This window comes from Pseudomonas sp. NLJ1, assembly GCF_049486705.1.
GTDB classification, from domain to species: Bacteria; Pseudomonadota; Gammaproteobacteria; order Pseudomonadales; family Pseudomonadaceae; genus Aquipseudomonas; species Aquipseudomonas inefficax.
Map to the genome: position 1 here is coordinate 4,194,069 of NZ_CP137735.1, position 19,824 is coordinate 4,213,892.

The window sequence follows — 19,824 nt, forward strand, 5'->3', positions numbered from 1 at the left end:
CGTTGCGGCCCCCAGGGCCTCAGCCCTTGTTGCCAACCAGGCTATCCACCGCCGGCACCCGCGTATCGCTCTCCATCTGCGCATCATGCTCCAGCTGGTGGCTGAAGCGCTCCAACGACGCATTGGCCGGCTGCGAATCACTGGCAAACACCGGTGGGCTCAGCAGGTATGCCGACAACAACCGGCTTAATGCCGCCAGGCTGTCGATGTGTGTTCGCTCGTAGCCATGGGTGGCATCGCAACCAAAGGCCACCAGCGCGGTACGAATATCGTGCCCCGCCGTCACTGCCGAATGGGCATCGCTGAAGTAGTAGCGGAACAGATCGCGCCGCACCGGCAGGTCGTGGTCGCCGGCCAGTTTCAGCAGGTGCCGGGACAGGTGGTAGTCGTAAGGCCCCGACGAGTCCTGCATGGCCACGCTCACAGCATGCTCGCTGGAAGCCTGCCCGGGCGCCACCGGGGCAATGTCGATGCCGACGAACTCGCTGACATCCCAGGGCAAGGCACCAGCCGCCCCCGAGCCGGTCTCTTCGGTGATGGTGAACAGTGGGTGGCAGTCGATCAACGGTTGGCGGCCGCTTTCCACCACGGCTTTCAGCGCCGCCAGCAGCGCTGCCACACCTGCCTTGTCGTCCAGGTGGCGGGCGCTGATGTGGCCGCTTTCGGTGAATTCGGGCAACGGGTCGAAGGCAACGAAATCACCAATGCTCACACCCAGCGCCTCGCAGTCGGCGCGGGTGGCGCAGTAGGCGTCCAGGCGTACCTCGACGTGCTCCCAGCTGATCGGCATCTGGTCGATGGCGGTGTTGAAGGCATGCCCGCTGGCCATCAGCGGCAGCACGCTACCCCGGTATACGCCAGTGTCGGTGAACACGCTTACCCGGCTGCCTTCGGCGAAGCGGCTGGACCAACAACCGACCGGCGCCAGGGCCAGGCGGCCATTGTCCTGCAACTGGCGCACGCTGGCGCCAATGGTGTCCAGGTGGGCGGACACGGCGCGGTCGGGTGAGGTCTGCCGGCCCTTGAGGGTGGCGCGGATGGTGCCGCGGCGGGTCAGCTCGAAGGGAATGCCCAGCTCGTCCAGGCGTTCGGCCACGTAGCGCACGATGGTGTCGGTGAAACCGGTGGGGCTGGGGATGGCGAGCATCTCCAGCAGTACGCGCTTGAGGTAGTCGAGATCGGGTTCGGGATGTCGGTCGGACATGGTTGGGGGACTCCTTTACTCCTATGCCGGCTTCTTCGCGGGTAAACCCGCTCCCACAGGTCCACCACAGCCCTCGATACTTGTGGGGTCTCTGTGGGAGCGGGTTTACCCGCGAAGAGGCCAGCAGCGGTTATGCCAAAGGCCGGCTATGCGGAAACAGCAGGTCGATAAAACGCTCGGCGGTCGGCTGCGGTTCATGGTTGGCCAACCCGGCACGCTCGTTGGCCTCGATGATCACGTACTCCGGTTGCCCGGCATCACGCACCATGAAGTCCAGCCCCACCACCGGGATCTCCAGCGCCCGTGCAGCGCGCACGGCGGCGTCGGCCAGCACCGGGTGCAGGCGCTCGGTCACGTCCTCCAGAGTGCCGCCGGTATGCAGGTTGGCGGTGCGCCGCACGGCCAGGCGCTGGCCGGCGGGCAACACATCCTCATAACCAAAGCCCGCCGCGCGCAGGGTGCGCTCGGTTTCGTCGTCCAGCGGAATGCGGCTTTCGCCACCGGTTGCCGCCTGGCGACGACGGCTTTGGGCATCGATCAGCTGGCGGATACTGTGCTTGCCATCGCCCAGCACCTGCGCCGGGTGACGAATGGCTGCCGCGACCACTTCGTAGCCGATTACCACGATGCGCAGGTCATGCCCGGCATGGAAGCTTTCCAGCAACACGCGGCTGTCGAACTGGCGGGCATGCGCCACGGCGCGGGTAATGTCGTCGATGCAGGTGAGGTTCACCGCCACGCCCTGGCCTTGCTCACCATCGACCGGCTTGACCACCACCGCGCCATGCTCGTCGAGAAACGCCAGGTTGTCGTCGGCATTGCCGGCCAGTTGCTGCGCCGGCACCAGCAGCCCGGCGTTGTGCAGGGCATGCTGGGTCAGGCGCTTGTCCTGGCACAGGGTCATGGTCACGGCGCTGGTCAGGTCGCTGAGCGACTCACGGCAGCGAATGCGGCGCCCGCCCAGGCTGAGGGTGAAAAGGCCGCCGGCGGCATCGTCCACCTGTACCTCGATGCCTCGGCGCAGCGCTTCGTCGACGATGATGCGTGCATACGGGTTGAGGTCGGCTTGAGGCCCAGGCCCCAGGAACAATTGTTCGTTGATGCCGTTCTTGCGCTTGACCGCGAAGGTCGGCAGGTTGCGAAAACCCAGCTTCTGGTACAGGCGCTTGGCCTGGCGGTTATCGTGCAGCACCGACAGGTCCAGGTAGGCCAGGCCACGGCTCATGAAGTGTTCGATCAGGTGGCGCACCAGCACTTCACCCACGCCGGGACGGGTGCATTGCGGGTCTACCGCCAGGCACCACAGGCTGCTGCCGTGTTCGGGGTCGTCGAATGCCTTGGCGTGGTTCAGGCCCATGACGCTGCCGATCACCGCGCCGGTGTCTTCGTCCTCGGCCAGCCAGTACACCGGGCCGCCCAGGTGCAGAGGCGTGAGCAGCTCGGCGTCGACCGGCAGCATGCCGCGCGCCTGGTACAGGGTGTTGATTGCCTGCCAGTCGCCCGGGTTCTGCGCCCGGCGCACGCGGAAGCCGCGGAACACCCGCTGCGCCGGGCGGTAGTCGGTGAACCACAGGCGCAGGGTGTCGGAGGGGTCGAGGAACAGTTGCTGCGGGGCCTGGGCCAGCAGCTGCTGCGGCGCGGCCACGTACAGGGCGATATCGCGCTCGCCGGGGCGCTCTTCCAGCAGGTCGGCGGCCAGGTCGGCCGGGTTGGGGTAGGTGTGGCCGATCAGCAACCGGCCCCAGCCGCAATGCACGGCGCGTGGCTGGTCGTGGGGCTGGCTGCCATCGCCGGCCAGGCGCGCCTGCAGGCGCTCGTAGGACGGCGCCTGGCCGCGCAGCAGGCGCTGACCGTAAGCGATTTCGTGGGCTTTCATCCGTCAGATTCCTTGTTCGCTCAGCCACAGGTTCAGTGCCGCCAGCTGCCACAGCTTGGAACCACGTAGCGGCGTCAGCTGGCCGTGCGGGTTGCTCAGCAGGCGGTCGAGCATGGCCGGGTTGAACAGCCCGCGGTCCTGGCTGGGGTCGGTCAGCAGCTCACGTACCCAGCCGAGGGTGGCGCCTTCCAGGTGCTTCAGGCCCGGCACCGGGAAGTAGCCCTTCTTGCGGTCGATCACCTCGTGCGGGATCACCCGCCGCGCCGCCTGCTTGAGCACCTGCTTGCCGCCGTCGGGCAGCTTGAAGCGTGCCGGAATGCGCGCCGACAGCTCCACCAGCCGGTAGTCGAGGAATGGCGTGCGCGCCTCCAGGCCCCAGGCCATGGTCATGTTGTCGACCCGTTTGACCGGGTCGTCGACCAGCATTACCGTGCTGTCCAGGCGCAGCGCTTTGTCTACCGCATCGGGGGCACCGGGGCGGGCGAAATGTTCACGGACGAAGTCGCCGGCCGCGTCGCTTTCCAGCAGCCAAGGTGCCTGCACGGTGTCGCGGTACTCGGCGTGGCTGCGATCGAAGAAGGCATCGCGGTAGGCGGCAAAGGCATCTTCGGCGCCGTTTACCTGCGGGTACCAGTGGTAGCCGGCGAACAGCTCGTCGGCGCCCTGGCCGCTTTGCACGCCCTTGCAGTGCTTGGCCACTTCCCGCGACAGCAGGTAGAAGGCGATGCAATCGTGGCTGACCATCGGCTCGCTCATGGCGCGGAAGGCCGCTGGCAACTGCTCGATGATCTCGTGCTCGGCGATGCGCAGCTGGTGGTGACGGGTGCCGTAGTGCCTGGCGATCAGGTCGGAGTACTGGAACTCATCGCCGCGTTCACCGCCGGCATCCTCGAAGCCGATGGAGAAGGTCGACAGGTCGTCCACACCCACTTCGCGCAGCAGGCCGACCAGCAGGCTGGAATCGACCCCGCCAGACAGCAGCACACCCACGTCCACCGCTGCCCGTTGGCGAATGGCCACGGCGTCGCGGGTGGCGTCGAGCACGCGGGTGGTCCAGCCTTCCAGGTCCAGTTCCCGTTCGTCGGGGTTGGCGCCGTATTGCAGCTGCCACCAGGTCTGGCGTTCCACTTCGCCATGGCGGTCGATGCGCATCCAGGTACCGGGTTCCAGCTTTTGCACGTTGGCCAGCAGGGTGCGTGGTGCCGGCACCACGGCGTGGAAATTCAGGTAGTGGTTGAGTGCCACGGGGTCGAGCATCGGGTCGATGTCACCACCCTTGAGCAGCGCTGGCAGGGTCGAGGCGAAGCGCAGGCGCTCGCCGTTGCGCGACAGGTACAAGGGTTTGACGCCCAGGCGGTCGCGGGCGAGGAACAGGCGCTGGTTGTCGCGCTCCCAGATGGCCAGGGCGAACATGCCATTGAGCTTGGGCAGCAAGGCCGCGCCCCAGGCGTGGTAGCCCTTGAGCAGCACCTCGGTGTCGCCGTCGGACCAGAAGCTGTAGCCCAGGGCTTGCAGCTCCTGGCGTAGTTCGGGGAAGTTGTAGATGGCGCCGTTGAAAGCCAGCGACAGGCCCAGGGTGTTGTCGACCATCGGCTGGGCAGAGCCGTCGGACAGGTCCATGATCTTCAGGCGCCGGTGGCCGAGGGCGATCGGGCCTTGGCTATGGAAGCCCCAGGCATCCGGGCCGCGGGGCGCCAGGTGATGGGTTATGCGCTCTACCGCAGCCAGGTCGGCTGGGCGAGGGGCTTGGTCGATGGGGGTGAAACGCAACTCTCCTGCTAATCCGCACATAGGTCCTTACCGGTTTTTCCGTTGGGGAGGGGGTGCCCCGGATTAGGGCACCTTAAGGAACTGACCCATGTGCTTTGCGAGAGTTTTAGACCGATCTGTTATATGGGGTGGGGCCGGCAGGTGCCTGTCTTGGGTATTGTGGTGTTGCGGACATCGAGCGCCGCCCGCGCGGCGCTTCGCGGGACAAGCCCGCTCCCACATTTGTTGCAACGTGCCGAACCTGTCAGGCCATGGTTGTCAGTCTTGTTGCCTTGACGCGATTTCCCGGCTGGCGCTACCGCCGCCTTGCCAGTCTCAAACTCTCCACCAAAGCGGGCAACGCCTCTCTCACAGGCATGGCCACGTTGCAACAAATGTGGGAGCGGGCTTGTCCCGCGAAGCGCCGCGCGGGCGGCGCTCGGTCTCAAGCCACAACAAATCCAACGCCATGCCCCCGGCCCGATCACTTGCCTCGAATCAACCTGCGCAAGGCAAACCGGTTCGGATGACAGGCCTCCGCCACCGCCCGTGGCACCGGCAGCGGCTCCCCGCACACCCACGCCGCCACCAGCTCGCCACTCAATGGCGCGGTGATCAACCCGCGCGAGCCATGCCCACTGTTCACATACAACCCATCCAGCCAGGGGCAGGCCACATCCGGCACCTGCCGCGCATCCCGGCCCAGCACTGCATAGGCCTGGGCGAACGCCTGCGCATCCGCCATCGGCCCGACGATCGGCAGGTAGTCCGGGCTGGTGCAACGGAACGCCGCACGCCCCTGCAATTGCCCAGGGTCCAGCTCGGCGGTGCCCAGGCGCCGGGCCAGGTCGAGCGAAATCTCGTCCAGCAATGCCAGGTTGCCCTGGTGCTCGGCCACTGTCGGCGCAAGGTCTGTGGCGTGGAAGTCGAAGCTCGCCCCCAAGGTATGTTCATCCCCACGCGGCGGCGCCACATAGCCTTCCGCACACACCACGGTGCGCAGCGCGCGGCTGCTGGCGGTGGCCGGCAGGCGGGTGATCTGCCCGCGGATGCGCTTGAGCGGCAGCTGCGCGCATGGCTCGAAGCGCAGTACGTCGGCGGCGCCGGCCAGCACCACCACCCGCGCGCTGGCCAGCAGCTGTTCGCCAGCCCAGGCTTGCCACTGCCCGTCTACCTTGCGCAGCTCGAGCACTTCCTGGTGCGTCAGCAGGTTGATACCCGGGTGCTGCAACTGCTGCTGGCACAGCGCTGGTGGGTGTACCCAGCCACCTTCGGGATAGAACAGCCCACCAGCCGGCAAGGCCACCCCGGCGATGGCTTCGGCCTCAGCACGTTCCAGCGAGTGCAGAAGACCGGGTTCGAAGGCGCCAGCCAGTTTGCCCTGGCGTTCGGCTTCCTTGCTGTCGAAGGCCAGTTGCAGCACGCCGCAGGCATCCCAGTCGCGGCCACGTTGCAGGCGCTGCAGCTGGCGCCGGGTGTAGCCGAAACCGGCCAGGATCATCTGCGACAGCGCCGTGCCGTGGGCAGACAGCTTCAGGTACAGCACCCCTTGCGGGTTACCCGAAGCTTCCTGAGCCGGGGTGTGGTGACGTTCCAGCACGGTAACCTGCCAGCCACGCCGGGCCAGGCTGGCGGCGGTTGTGCTGCCGGCGAGCCCGGCGCCAATCATCAGTGCTTCACGCGGCCCCGCTGCGGCAGCAGGGCGGGCGTACCATGGCGCGCCGGGGCTGGGCACAGGGCCGACGTAGGCGCCGCTCATCACTTCCCATTTCTTGCCGATGCCCGGCACCTTCTTCATGGCGAAGCCGGCGTCGACCAGGCTGCGGCGTACCCAGCCGGTGGTGGTGAAGGTGCCTAGCACCGTGCCCGGGTGTGACAGCCGTGCAAGCTGCGCGAACAGCTCCGGGGTCCACATGTCGGGGTTCTTGGCCGGGGCGAAGCCGTCGAGGAACCACACGTCGATCTGCGCATCGAGTTGCGGCAACTGTTCCAGTGCGTCGCCTATCAGCAGGGTGAGGGTGACCCTGCCGTTGTCGAAGGTGAACTGCTGGAAGCCCGGGTGCACTGCCACGTACTGCTCCAGCAGGGGCTGGCTGTAGGCCGCCAGTTCCGGCCACAGGCGCATGGCGCGGGCCATGTCGTCGCGACCGAGGGGGTACTTTTCGACGCTGACGAAGTGCAGGCGGGCCTCGGCGTGGGCGTGTTGCTCGAACAGTTGCCAGGCGCAGTAGAAGTTCATGCCGGTGCCGAACCCGGTTTCGCCGATCACCAGGCAGGCGTGCGGGGCGAGGTTGGCAAGGCGCTCGGCCAGGCGGGTTTGCCCAAGAAACACGTGCTTGGTTTCTTCGATGCCTTCGTTGACCGCGAAATAGACGTCGTCGTATTGCCGCGAATGGGGGCGGCCCTGGTCGTCCCAGTCGATCTGGGCGTGCTGGAGGAGGGTGGACATGGTTGGCTCGGTTGCAGCGGATGGGCGGATTTTATGCCATCCGGGAGGTTTGCGCAGGCTGTGCCGGCCGCTTCGCGGGCACGCCCGCTCCCACAGGTACTGCACAAGCCTTCAAATCCGCTAGTCTTGCTTATCCATTGAAGGAGCCAGTGCATGTTCGAATCCGCAGAAATCGGCCACAGCATCGACAAGGAGGCTTACGACGCCGAGGTACCCGCTTTGCGCGAGGCCCTGCTCGAAGCCCAGTACGAACTCAAGCAGCAGGCGCGCTTCCCGGTGATCGTGCTGATCAACGGCATCGAGGGCGCCGGCAAGGGCGAGACGGTCAAGCTGCTTAACGAGTGGATGGACCCGCGCATGATCGATGTGCTCACCTTCGACCAGCAGACCGACGAAGAGCTGGCCCGCCCGCCGGCGTGGCGCTACTGGCGGGCCCTGCCACCGAAGGGGCGGATGGGCGTGTTCTTCGGCAACTGGTACAGCCAGATGCTGCAGGGGCGGGTGCATGGGGTGTTCAAGGATGCCGTGCTCGACCAGGCCATCACCGGCGCCGAACGGCTGGAGGAGATGCTGTGCGATGAAGGTGCGCTGATCATCAAGTTCTGGTTCCACCTGTCCAAGAAGCAGATGAAGGCGCGGCTGAAGTCGCTCAAGGACGACCCGCTGCACAGTTGGAAGATCAGCCCGCTGGACTGGCAGCAGTCGGAAACCTACGACCGTTTCGTGCGCTTTGGTGAGCGAGTGCTGCGCCGCACCAGCCGCGACTACGCGCCGTGGCATGTCATCGAGGGCGTCGACCCGAACTACCGCAGCCTGGCGGTAGGGCGCATCCTGTTGGAAAGCCTGCTGGCAGCACTGGATAACAGCCCCAAGGGCAAACACCGGGGCAACGTCGCCCCGCTGGGCCGCAGCATCGACCAGCTCAGCCTGCTTGGCGCGCTGGACATGACCTTGCGCCTGGACAAGTCCGACTACCAGGAGCAACTGGTCACCGAGCAAGCCCGCCTGGCCGGCCTGCTGCGCGACAAGCGCATGCGTCGGCATGCCCTGGTGGCGGTGTTCGAAGGCAATGACGCTGCCGGCAAGGGCGGTGCCATCCGCCGCGTGGCCGCCGCGCTGGACCCCCGCCAGTACCGTATCGTGCCGATTGCCGCACCCACGGAAGAAGAACGCGCGCAGCCATACCTGTGGCGGTTCTGGCGGCACATTCCGGCGCGTGGCAAGTTCACCATCTTCGACCGTTCCTGGTATGGACGGGTGCTGGTGGAGCGGGTGGAAGGTTTCTGCAGCCCGGCCGACTGGATGCGCGCCTACAGCGAGATCAACGATTTCGAGGAACAGCTGGTGAACGCCGGCACGGTGGTGGTCAAGTTCTGGCTGGCGATCGACCAGCAGACCCAGCTGGAGCGTTTCGAAGAGCGCGAGCAGATTCCGTTCAAGCGCTACAAGATCACCGAGGATGACTGGCGCAACCGCGACAAGTGGGACGACTATGTCCAGGCGGTGGGTGACATGGTCGACCGCACCAGCACCGAGATTGCGCCGTGGACGCTGGTGGAGGCCAACGACAAGCGCTGGGCGCGGGTGAAGGTGTTGCGCACCATCAACCAGGCGCTTGAGGCGGCGTTTGCCAAGGACAAGAAATAATCGAAGTTCCTGGTTGCCTGTGCCGGCCTCTTCGCGGGTAAACCCGCTCCCACAGGGACCCCACAAGATTCAACGGTTGTGTGAATCCTGTGGGAGCGGGTTTACCCGCGAAGAGGCCAGAACAGCCAACCCACCCACCAAGCCATGCCCCAGAAGAATGACCTGATGAATTCTTTTCTCGGCACTCTCCACCGTCCCCGCCCTCCAAGCCCGTAGAATTCAACCACCCCCACCACGGGCTTGATCGAGGATTTTATGCACACCATTACCGGCCGCTGGGGCTATGGCCTGTTCCTGGCACTTCTGACTGCGCTGCTCTGGGGCATCCTGCCGATCAAGCTCAAGCAGGTGCTGCAAGTGGTCGACCCGGTCACCGTCACCTGGTACCGCCTGCTGGTCTCCGGCGGCCTGCTGTTTGCCTGGCTGGCCGCCAAGCGCAGGTTGCCTTCCTTCGGCAAACTGGCGCCCAGGGGCAAGGGCCTGGTGGCTGTGGCCGTGCTCGGCCTGATGGGCAACTACGTGCTGTACCTGATCGGTCTGAACCTGCTTAGCCCGGGCACCGCGCAACTGGTCGTGCAGATCGGCCCGGTGCTGTTGCTGGTGGCCAGCGTGTTCGTGTTCCGCGAGCGTTTCAGCCTGGGGCAGGGCGTGGGCCTGCTGATCCTGCTGGCGGGGTTCGGGCTGTTTTTCAACCAGCGTCTGGAAGAGCTGCTGACCTCGCTCGGCACCTATACCACCGGCGTGCTGACCATTCTGCTGGCCACCAGCATCTGGGTGTTTTATGCGCTCAGCCAGAAGCAGCTGCTGACCGTGTGGAATTCGCAGCAGGTAATGATGGTGATCTACCTCAGCTGCGCCGCGCTGCTGACGCCCTGGGTGCACCCGTTGGAGGCGTTGCAGCTGAGCCCGGTGCAAGGTTGGCTGTTGCTGGCCTGTTGCCTGAATACCCTGGTGGCCTACGGCGCGTTCGCCGAGGCGCTGGCGCACTGGGAAGCATCGCGGGTGAGTGCCACGCTGGCGCTGACCCCGCTGGTGACCTTTGTCGCGGTGGCGCTGGCGGCATTGGTGTGGCCTGAGTATGTGCAGGCCGAAGACATCAATGCGCTGGGCTATGTGGGGGCGGTAACCGTGGTGCTGGGCTCGGCGGTGGTGGCGCTGGGGCCTTCGCTGGTGGCCGGGTGGCGGGCGCGCAGGGCGCGGCTGGCCCAGGTTCATTGATCGCCTGTACCGGCCTCTTCGCGGGTGAACCCGCTCCCACAGGGATCCCACAATATTCAGCCTGGTGGTAATCCTGTGGGAGCGGGTTCACCCGCGAAAGGGCCGGTAAAGGCAGTGCACGACTCAGCTCTTGCCACCCGGCGCCAGCATGTTCTCCGGCCTCACCCACTGGTCGAACTGCTCATTGGTCAGGTACTTCAACTCCAGTGCCGCCTCGCGCAAGGTCTTGCCTTCGCCATAGGCCTTCTTGGCAATTTCCGCCGCCTTGTCATAGCCAATATGCGGGTTCAGCGCCGTTACCAGCATCAGCCCCCGCTCCAGGTGCGCCGCCATCTGCTCGGCATCCGGCTCGATGCCCGCCACGCAGTGCTGCTGGAAGTTGCGGCAGCCGTCAGCCAGCAATTCGATCGACTGCAGCAGGTTGTGGATGATCACCGGCTTGAACACGTTCAGCTGCAAATGCCCCTGGCTGGCGGCAAAGCCGATTGCCGCGTCGTTGCCCAGCACCTGGCAGGCCAGCATCGACAGCGCTTCGCACTGGGTCGGGTTGACCTTGCCGGGCATGATCGAGCTACCCGGCTCGTTGGCCGGCAGGCGTACCTCGGCCAGCCCGGCGCGCGGGCCGGAACCCAGCAGGCGCAGGTCGTTGGCGATTTTCATCAGGGCCACGGCCAGGGTCTTCAGCGCGCCGGCCAGGCTGGTCAGGGGCTCGTGGCCGGCAAGGGCAGCGAACTTGTTCGGCGCAGTGACGAATGGCAGGCCGGACAGCGCCGCCAGTTCGGCGGCGATGGCTTCGGCAAAACCATGCGGGGCGTTGAGCCCGGTACCCACGGCAGTGCCGCCCTGGGCCAGTTCGCATACCGCCGGCAGGGTGGCGCGGATGGCGCGCTGGGCATAGTCGAGCTGGGCGACGAAGGCCGACACTTCCTGGCCGAAGGTGATCGGCGTGGCGTCCATCATGTGCGTGCGGCCGGTCTTCACCAGCGTGTGGTGGCGTGCCGACAGCTCGGCCAGCCCCGAGGAAAGCTCTGCGATGGCCGGCAGCAACTTGTCGTGCACCGCATGCGCCGCAGCGATGTGCATGGCGGTAGGGAAGCAGTCGTTGGAACTCTGCGAGCGGTTGACGTGGTCGTTGGGGTGCACTGGCGCCTTGCCGCCACGGCCCTTGCCGGCCAATTCGTTGGCCCGGCCGGCGATCACTTCGTTGACGTTCATGTTGCTCTGGGTGCCGCTGCCGGTCTGCCAGACCACCAGCGGGAACTGGTCGTCATGCTGGCCGTCCAGCACTTCGTCGGCGGCCTGTTCGATCAGCCGGGCGATGTCGGCTGGCAAGTCACCGTTACGGTCGTTGACGCGTGCCGCGGCCTTCTTGATCAGCGCCAGGGCGTGCAGCACCGCGATGGGCATGCGTTCCTTGCCAATGGCGAAGTTGATCAGCGAACGCTGGGTCTGCGCACCCCAGTAGGCGTCCTCAGGAACTTCGACCGGGCCCAGGCTGTCTGTCTCGATACGGCTCATTCTGTACTCACTCCTGTGTAGTTCGAAATCGCAGTTTAGGCCCTGATTCGACCGAGCGGTTCCATCGCTCGTCGTGCCACTTGAGCACATCGCCACCACGGCGCAGAATGCTCTACTCTGAGGTACCCGCCTCCCTCTCTTCCGAAGGAAATGCAATGACCCGTCTCCGTGTCCTTTGTGCCGCCGTTGCCCTGGCTTGCGCCAGCGGCCAGGTACTCGCTGCCACCGCCAGCCACAACGCTGCTGCCGAGAAATTCCTGACCCTGGCCAACGCCGACAAGCTGGGCACCCCGGTGTACATGCAGGTCCAGCAGATGTTCGCCCAGCGTTTCGCCCAGACCAAGGCCCCGGCCGCCAAGCAGCCGGTGCTGGAAAGCTACCAGGCCAAGGCCAACGCCGCGCTGGACAACGCCATCGGTTGGAACAAGCTGAAGCCGAAGATGGTCGACCTGTACACCCAGACCTTCACCGAGCAGGAGCTCAAGGACCTGGTCAAGTTCTACGAATCGCCGCTGGGCAAGAAAGTGCTGCGCGAAATGCCCAAGGTCACCCAGCAGTCGGCCCAGCTGACCCAGCAGAGCCTGGAGCCAGCGGTACCGGTGGTGAACAAGCTGCTGGACGACATGACCAAGGAACTGGACCCGAACGCTGGCAAGGCCGCTGCCCCGGCAAAGAAGTGAGTACGCCGCGATGACCATGCAACAGCGTATCGAACAGCAGCTGGCTGCCCTGGCGCCGCAACACCTGCAAGTGCTCAACGAAAGCCACATGCACAGTCGTGGTCAGGAGACCCACTACAAGGCAGTGATCGTCAGCGAGCAGTTTGCCGGGTTGAACAGCGTCAAGCGCCACCAGAAGGTGTACGCCACCATGGGTGAGCTGATGGGCGAGATCCATGCCCTGGCCATCCACACCTACACCGCCGAAGAGTGGGCCAAGGTCGGCGTTGCACCGGCCTCGCCTGTGTGCGCGGGCGGCGGGCACTGAAACCTTGCTGTTGTTCTGGTAGAATCCTGCAAGATCCGGGGGCCGCTTTGCGGCCCTTTCGCGACACAAGGCCGCTCCTACAGGGGACCGCAACAGCCATCGGGTTGTGCATTCCCTTGTAGGAGCGGCCTTGTGTCGCGAAAGGGGCGCAAAGCGCCCCCAAGCTTTTTCTACACCTGTCAAACCCGGTCCGCCCCTTACGAGGGCAACCACCTGGAGAACCTGCTTCATGTCCCAACCCATCGTCGTCGCGGCGCTGTACAAGTTCGTCACCCTGGAAGACTACGTCGAGCTGCGCGAACCGCTGCTCAAGGCCATGCTCGACAACAACGTCAAAGGCACCCTGCTGCTGGCCCACGAGGGCATCAACGGCACCGTGTCGGCCACCCGCGAAGGCATCGACGGCCTGCTGGCCTGGCTGCGCAACGACCCGCGCCTGGCCGATGTCGACCACAAGGAATCGTACTGCGACGAACAGCCGTTCTACCGCACCAAGGTCAAGCTCAAGAAAGAGATCGTCACCCTCGGCGTGCCGGGCGTGGACCCGAACCAGGCGGTCGGTACCTACGTCGAGCCCAAGGACTGGAACGCGCTGATCAGCGACCCGGAAGTGCTGCTGATCGACACCCGCAACGACTACGAAGTGGCCATCGGCACCTTCAAGGGCGCCATCGACCCGAAGACCGAAACCTTCCGCGAGTTCCCCGACTACATCAAGGCCAACTTCGACCCGAGCAAGCACAAGAAGGTTGCCATGTTCTGCACCGGCGGCATTCGTTGCGAAAAAGCCTCCAGCTACATGCTCGGTGAAGGCTTCGAGGCGGTCTATCATCTTAAGGGCGGCATCCTGAAGTACTTCGAGGAAGTGCCTCAGGAAGAAAGCCTGTGGGACGGCGACTGCTTCGTCTTCGACAACCGCGTCACGGTGCGCCATGACCTGAGCGAAGGCGAGTACGACCAGTGCCACGCCTGCCGCCACCCGATCAATGCAGAGGAGCGCGCGTCCGAGCACTATTCGCCAGGGGTCAGCTGCCCGCATTGCTGGGACAGCCTGAGCGAGAAGACCCGGCGCAGCGCCATCGACCGGCAGAAGCAGATCGAGCTGGCCAAGGCCCGCAACCTGCCGCACCCGATCGGTTACAACTACAAAGCCGAGGCTTGATGCATGTCTGCACGCCTGATCTATGTGATGGACCCGATGTGCTCCTGGTGCTGGGGTTTCGCACCCGTGGCCGCGGCCCTGATCGCCCAGGCGCGTGATGCAGGCGTGCCTACCCACCTGGTGCCGGGCGGGCTGCGTACCGGCGGCAGCGCCCTGGACAGCTCTACCCGCAAGTACATTCTCGAACACTGGCAGGCAGTGGCCGATGCCACCGGCCAGCCGTTCCGCTTCGAGGGGGCCATGCCCGACGGCTTCGTCTACGACACCGAGCCGGCCTGCCGTGCCCTGGTCACTGCCCGCGAACTGGACACCGAGCGCGTCTGGCCGCTGCTGGCGCTGATCCAGCGTTCGTTCTACGAGCAGGGCGTGGACGTGACCGTTGCGCCGCATCTGGTCGACCTGGCCGAACAGGCAGGCTTCGACCGTGCCGTGTTCGCCGAGGCTTTCGCCCGTGCCGACACCCGCGCTGCCACTGCAGCCGATTTCAGCTGGGCCCAGGACCTGGGCATCGCCGGTTTCCCGACCCTGCTGGCCGAACGCAATGGCCAGCTGGCCCTGCTGACCAACGGCTACCAGCCGCTGGAGCGCCTGCAACCCTTGCTCGGCCGCTGGCTGCAGCAGGCCGCCTGTGCTTGATGTGCCTGGGTCACCCGACCCGGTGCCGGGCAAGCCTCACACTGCGGCCGATCGACTGAGCTGGGCGGAAATCCGCCGCCTGGCCCTGCATCACAAGAAAAACCTCTGGTCCGCCAACCTGATCGCCGTATTGGCGGCCTGCTGCAGCGTGCCCATCCCGCTGCTGCTGCCGCTGCTGGTGGACGAAGTACTGCTGGGCCATGGCGATGCCGCGTTGAAGTGGATGAACCACCTGCTGCCGTCCAGCTGGCAGGTGGCGGCGGGCTATATCGGCCTGATGTTGCTGCTGACCCTGTGCCTGCGCCTGGCCGCGCTGGCGTTCAACGTGATCCAGGCCAAGCTGTTCGCCGGCCTGGCCAAGGACATCGTCTACCGCCTGCGCATTCGCCTGATCGAGCGGCTCAAGCGCATTTCGCTGAAGGAATACGAAAGCCTGGGCAGCGGCACGGTGACCACCCATCTGGTCACCGACCTGGACACCCTCGACAAGTTCGTCGGCGAAACCCTGAGCCGCTTCCTGGTGGCCATGCTGACCCTGACCGGCACGGCGGCCATCCTGGTCTGGATGCACTGGCAGCTGGCCTTGCTGATATTGCTGTTCAACCCGCTGGTGATTTACTTCACCGTGCAGTTGGGCAAGCGCGTCAAGCACCTGAAAAAGCTCGAGAACGACAGCACCGCGCGGTTTACCCAAGCGCTGGCGGAAACCCTCGATGCCATTCAGGAAATCCGCGCCAGCAACCGCCAGGGCTACTTCCTCGGCCGCCTTGGCCTGCGCGCCCGCGAAGTGCGCGACTACGCCGTGGACTCGCAGTGGAAAAGCGATGCCAGCGGCCGCGCCAGTGGCCTGTTGTTCCAGTTCGGCATCGATATCTTCCGCGCCGCGGCCATGCTCACCGTGCTGTTCTCCGACCTTTCGATCGGGCAGATGCTGGCGGTGTTCAGCTACCTGTGGTTCATGATCGGCCCGGTGGAGCAACTGCTCAACCTGCAATATGCCTACTACGCCGCCGGTGGTGCGCTGAGCCGCCTGAACGAGCTGCTGGCACGCGCCGACGAGCCGCAGTACCCGGCTGCCAGCGACCCGTTCGCCGGCCGCGATACGGTGGGCATCGAAGTGCGCGACCTGCGCTTTGCCTATGCCGACGAGCCGGTGCTCGAACACCTCGACCTGTCCATCGCCCCGGGCGAGAAAGTGGCGATCGTCGGCGCCAGCGGTGGTGGCAAGAGCACGCTGGTGCAACTGTTGCTGGGCCTCTATAGCGCCCAGGCCGGCACCATTCGCTTTGGCGGTGCCAGCCTGCAGGAAATCGGCCTGGAGACCCTGCGCGAAAACGTTGCGGTTGTGTTGCAGCACCCCTCGTTGTTCAACGACACCGTGCGCGCCAACCTGACCATGGGCCGTGACTGCAGCGACGAGGCCTGCTGGCAGGCGCTGCGTATCGCCCAGCTGGATGCCACCATCGCCGCCTTGCCGCAGGGCCTGGATAGTGTGGTGGGACGCTCCGGCGTGCGCTTGTCCGGTGGCCAGCGCCAGCGCCTGGCCATTGCCCGCATGGTGCTGGCCGAACCCAAGGTGGTGATCCTCGACGAAGCCACCTCGGCGCTGGATGCTGCCACCGAATACAACCTGCACCAGGCCCTGGCGCGCTTCCTCAGTGGCCGCACCACACTGATCATCGCCCACCGCCTGTCGGCGGTGAAGCAGGCCGACCGGGTGCTGGTGTTCGACGGCGGGCACGTGGCCGAGGATGGCGACCATCAGCAGCTGATTGCCGAGGGTGGGTTGTATGCCAAGCTTTACGGGCACCTGCAGCAGAGCTGAATTTTTGGCAGCCTGTGCGGGCCCTATCGCCGGCAAGCCAGCTCCCACAGGTATCCCACAATGCTCAGGCCTGTGGTAATCCTGTGGGAGCTGGCTTGCCGGCGATAGGGCCGGGAAGGCCATGCAAAAATTCCCCAGTTCCCTGCCATAAAAAACCCAACCGCCGGTATGGCAAATGGCCTACGCTGTGCTTTGTCTGGGTTGATTTGCGCCTTATCTGCTCTGTGACAGGGACTCCATGAAGGGACATCGCACTCTAGAAGCGCCAAAGTTGCTCGGCATCACCTGGCCCTTCATCGCCGTTGTGGTCTTCCAGGTAGCCTTGGGCAGCCTCAGCCTTTATACGCTCTCGGCCGTGCGTGCCTATGTGGCGGGCGAGAGCCTTTGGTCCAAGGCGCAGAAAGACGCCATCTACTACCTCAACCTGTACGCCGAAACCCGCGACGACAGCACCTACCATCGCTATCGCCAGGCCATCACCGTGCCCCAGGGCGACCACCAACTGCGCGAGGTGCTCGACCAGCCCAGCCCCGACCTGGACGCCGCACGCCAGGCCGTGCTGCAAGGCGGTAACCACCCCGACGATGTCGAGCGGATCATCTGGTTCTACCGCAACTTTCGCAACGTCAGCTACATGCAGACGGCCATCGACTACTGGGACATCGGCGACGACTACCTGGGCAAGCTGGATATGCTGGCCATGGAAATGCGCAGCAGCTTCGCCGCTGGCCCGGTCGACGCCCGCACCGTCAGCGACTGGAAGGCGCGCATCGTCACCATCAACGAAGGGGTAACCCCGGCCGCCAAGGCGTTCAGCGATGCCCTGGGCGAAGGCTCGCGCATGCTGCTGCGGGTGCTGCTGATCACCAACCTGCTGACCGCGATGTTCCTGATTGCCATTGCCTGGCGCCGCTCCAGCAAGCTGCTGGCCCAGCGCCAGGCCTTTGCCAGCGCCCTGCAGGAAGAAAAGGAACGGGCGCAGATTACCCTGCAGGCCATTGGCGATGCGGTGATTACCACCGATGTAGAGGGCAGTATCGGCTACCTGAACCCGGCCGCCGAGCATCTGACCCACTGGCAGGCCGGCCAAGCCCAGGGCCTGCCGCTGTCGGCGCTGTTCAGCCTGGTGGACGAGCAAGCCGAGGAGGACGGCCGCAGCCTGGTCGAGCAGGTACTCAGCGGCAGCCTCAAGGGTGGCGCCGAACATGCCAGGCTGATCCAGCGCCTGGACGGTAGCACCGTGTCGGTCAACCTGGTCGGCTCGCCGATCGTCAATGACGGCCAGGTCAGCGGCATCGTGCTGGTGCTGCACGACATGACCCAGGAGCGCCAGTACATCGCCAACCTGTCCTGGCAGGCGACCCACGACGCCCTGACCGGCCTGGCCAACCGCCGCGAGTTCGAATACCGCCTGGAGCAGGCGCTGAACGACCTGGCGCGTCAGCCCGGGCGGCATTCGCTGATGTTCCTCGACCTCGACCAGTTCAAGCTGGTCAACGATACCTGCGGGCATGCCGCCGGCGACGAGTTGCTGCGGCACATCTGCGCCGTGCTGCAGTCCGGCCTGCGTGAAGGCGACACCCTGGCCCGGCTGGGTGGGGACGAATTCGGCGTGCTGCTGGAAAACTGCCCGCCCGACCAGGCCGAGCGTATCGCCGAGCAGCTGCGCCAACTGGTGCAGAGCCTGCATTTCGTGTGGAAGGGGCGCCCGTTCGTCACCACCGTCAGCGTCGGCCTGGTGCACATGGCGCAGGCCCCAGGCACCCTCGAAACCTCGCTGCGCGCCGCCGACATGGCCTGCTACATGGCCAAGGAAAAGGGCCGCAACCGCGTTCAGGTGTACCATGCCGACGACAGCGAGCTGTCCATGCGCTTTGGCGAAATGGCCTGGATCCAGCGCTTGCACGTGGCCCTGGAAGAAAACCGCTTCTGCCTGTACGCCCAGGAAATCGCCCCGCTGAAAACCTTCGAAGGCCCCGGCCATATCGAGATCCTGCTGCGCCTGCACGACGAAAGCGGGCGGACCATCCTGCCCAGCAGCTTCATCCCGGCGGCCGAGCGCTATGGCCTGATGACCGCGCTGGACCGCTGGGTGGTGCGCAATGTGTTCCTGGTCATCCGCCAGTGCCTGGACGAAGGGCGCGAGGGGCCGTTGTCGATCTGTGCGATCAACCTTTCGGGGTCGAGTATCGGCGACGACAAGTTCCTCGAATACCTGCAACGCCTGTTCGTCGAATACGCCATCCCGCCGCGGATGATCTGTTTTGAAATCACCGAAACCAGCGCCATAGCCAACCTTGGCAGCGCCATTCGTTTCATCAACGAATTGAAGGGGCTGGGTTGTCGCTTCTCGCTCGATGATTTCTGCGCTGGCATGTCGTCGTTCGCCTATCTCAAGCATTTGCCCGTGGATTACCTGAAGATCGACGGGAGTTTCGTCAAGGACATGCTCGACGACCCGGTCAACCGGGCCATGGTCGAGGTCATCAACCACATCGGTCACGTAATGGGCAAGCGCACCATTGCCGAATTCGTCGAAACACCCTTGATCGAGCAGGCCTTGCAGGAAATTGGCGTGGATTACGCCCAGGGCTACCTCATCGAACGCCCTCAGGTGTTCACCTGTGACAGTCTGCAGCGCCAACGGATCGCCGCCCGGCCTCTGTTGCAGCGGGCGCCTGGCACGTTTCGCTAGCTAGAAATCACAAGGATCAAGGAGCTGAAAGTGATTGACGCATTCGTTCGTATCGGGCCGTTGATGGATCCCGCCAGCTACCCCCAATGGGCCCAGCAACTGATTGAAGACTGCCGCGAGAGCAAGCGCCGGGTCGTCGAGCACGAGTTCTACGCGCGCCTGCGCGATGGCCAGCTGAAGCAATCGACCATTCGCCAGTACCTGATCGGTGGCTGGCCGGTGGTGGAGCAGTTCTCGCTGTACATGGCCCACAACCTGACCAAGACCCGCTATGGCCGACACCAGGGCGAAGACATGGCGCGGCGCTGGCTGATGCGCAACATCCGTGTCGAGCTCAACCATGCCGACTACTGGGTGAACTGGTGCCAGGCGCATGGCGTGCACCTGCACGAGCTGCAGGCCCAGGATGTACCGCCAGAGCTGAACGGGTTGAATGACTGGTGCTGGCGCGTGTGCGCGACCGAGAACCTGGCCATTTCCATGGCGGCGACCAATTACGCCATCGAGGGTGCGACCGGTGAATGGTCGGCGGTGGTGTGTTCCACCGACACCTATGCGCTGGGCTTCCCGGAGGACCAGCGCAAGCGGGCGATGAAGTGGCTGAAGATGCATGCCCAGTATGACGACGCGCACCCGTGGGAGGCGCTGGAGATCATTTGCACCCTGGCTGGCGAGAACCCGACCCTGGGGCTGCGCAATGAACTGCGCAAGGCGATTTGCAAGAGCTATGACTGCATGTACCTGTTCCTGGAACGGTGCATGCAGCTGGAAGGGCGCCAGCAGGGGCGCATGCGGCCGACGTTGGCCGCCGGCTGAGTGTTCGCCTGTCCCGGCCTCTTCGCGGGTGAACCCGCTCCC

The 19,824-nt window shown here is 65.1% G+C and carries 14 protein-coding genes; 9 read left to right on the forward strand and 5 right to left on the reverse strand.

Going from position 1 to position 19,824, the window contains the following annotated elements; genetic code table 11:
• Positions 1–19: 19 nt before the first annotated feature.
• The 4 genes from R9B85_RS19060 to mnmC form a co-directional block, all read right to left on the reverse strand.
• The gene (locus tag R9B85_RS19060; RefSeq protein ID WP_025338084.1) at positions 20–1,204 is read right to left on the reverse strand and encodes an osmoprotectant NAGGN system M42 family peptidase; all 1,185 of its coding nucleotides are present in this window, start codon (positions 1,202–1,204) and stop codon (positions 20–22) included.
• Between the two features lie 130 nt (positions 1,205–1,334).
• On the reverse strand, positions 1,335–3,080 hold the full coding sequence (gene ngg, locus R9B85_RS19065) for an N-acetylglutaminylglutamine synthetase (protein WP_207877078.1): 1,746 nt from the start codon (positions 3,078–3,080) through the stop codon (positions 1,335–1,337).
• Between the two features lie 3 nt (positions 3,081–3,083).
• Entirely contained in the window at positions 3,084–4,871 is a 1,788-nt protein-coding gene (locus R9B85_RS19070) for an N-acetylglutaminylglutamine amidotransferase (RefSeq protein WP_423770445.1), read from the reverse strand.
• A gap of 442 nt (positions 4,872–5,313) precedes the next feature.
• Positions 5,314–7,278: a bifunctional tRNA (5-methylaminomethyl-2-thiouridine)(34)-methyltransferase MnmD/FAD-dependent 5-carboxymethylaminomethyl-2-thiouridine(34) oxidoreductase MnmC gene (mnmC, locus tag R9B85_RS19075; protein WP_423770446.1), complete on the reverse strand. Its 1,965-nt coding sequence runs from the start codon at positions 7,276–7,278 to the stop codon at positions 5,314–5,316.
• A 153-nt stretch (positions 7,279–7,431) separates the two neighbouring features.
• On the opposite strand from mnmC, the gene pap reads away from it, so the two are divergent.
• The gene (pap, locus tag R9B85_RS19080) at positions 7,432–8,925 is read left to right on the forward strand and encodes a polyphosphate:AMP phosphotransferase (RefSeq protein WP_207877073.1); all 1,494 of its coding nucleotides are present in this window, start codon (positions 7,432–7,434) and stop codon (positions 8,923–8,925) included.
• 255 nt (positions 8,926–9,180) lie between these two features.
• Positions 9,181–10,143 carry a DMT family transporter gene (locus R9B85_RS19085; protein ID WP_112249322.1) on the forward strand — a complete coding sequence of 321 codons (963 nt, stop codon included), beginning with the start codon at positions 9,181–9,183 and terminating at the stop codon, positions 10,141–10,143.
• 123 nt (positions 10,144–10,266) lie between these two features.
• On the opposite strand, the gene R9B85_RS19090 is transcribed toward R9B85_RS19085, so the two are convergent.
• Positions 10,267–11,661 carry a class II fumarate hydratase gene (locus R9B85_RS19090; protein ID WP_112249321.1) on the reverse strand — a complete coding sequence of 465 codons (1,395 nt, stop codon included), beginning with the start codon at positions 11,659–11,661 and terminating at the stop codon, positions 10,267–10,269.
• A gap of 155 nt (positions 11,662–11,816) precedes the next feature.
• Between R9B85_RS19090 and R9B85_RS19095 the strand changes: the two genes are divergently transcribed.
• From R9B85_RS19095 to R9B85_RS19125, 7 genes are all read left to right on the forward strand, one after another.
• A complete protein-coding gene (locus R9B85_RS19095) occupies positions 11,817–12,341 on the forward strand; it encodes a DUF2059 domain-containing protein (RefSeq protein WP_087501528.1) in 525 nt (174 codons plus the stop codon).
• 10 nt (positions 12,342–12,351) lie between these two features.
• Positions 12,352–12,648 carry a BolA family protein gene (locus R9B85_RS19100; protein ID WP_003252644.1) on the forward strand — a complete coding sequence of 99 codons (297 nt, stop codon included), beginning with the start codon at positions 12,352–12,354 and terminating at the stop codon, positions 12,646–12,648.
• A gap of 229 nt (positions 12,649–12,877) precedes the next feature.
• Positions 12,878–13,810: a rhodanese-related sulfurtransferase gene (locus tag R9B85_RS19105; protein ID WP_112249320.1), complete on the forward strand. Its 933-nt coding sequence runs from the start codon at positions 12,878–12,880 to the stop codon at positions 13,808–13,810.
• A gap of 3 nt (positions 13,811–13,813) precedes the next feature.
• Positions 13,814–14,446 carry a DsbA family protein gene (locus R9B85_RS19110; RefSeq protein ID WP_112249319.1) on the forward strand — a complete coding sequence of 211 codons (633 nt, stop codon included), beginning with the start codon at positions 13,814–13,816 and terminating at the stop codon, positions 14,444–14,446.
• Positions 14,439–16,271, forward strand: coding sequence for an ABC transporter ATP-binding protein (locus tag R9B85_RS19115; RefSeq protein ID WP_133970654.1), 1,833 nt, complete (start codon positions 14,439–14,441; stop codon positions 16,269–16,271). Before R9B85_RS19110 ends, R9B85_RS19115 begins: the two co-directional genes overlap by 8 nt.
• 238 nt (positions 16,272–16,509) lie before the next feature.
• Entirely contained in the window at positions 16,510–18,966 is a 2,457-nt protein-coding gene (locus R9B85_RS19120) for an EAL domain-containing protein (RefSeq protein ID WP_112249317.1), read from the forward strand.
• Positions 18,967–18,996: 30 nt separating this feature from the next.
• Entirely contained in the window at positions 18,997–19,782 is a 786-nt protein-coding gene (locus tag R9B85_RS19125; RefSeq protein ID WP_112249316.1) for a TenA family transcriptional regulator, read from the forward strand.
• The last annotated feature ends 42 nt before the right edge of the window (positions 19,783–19,824 follow it).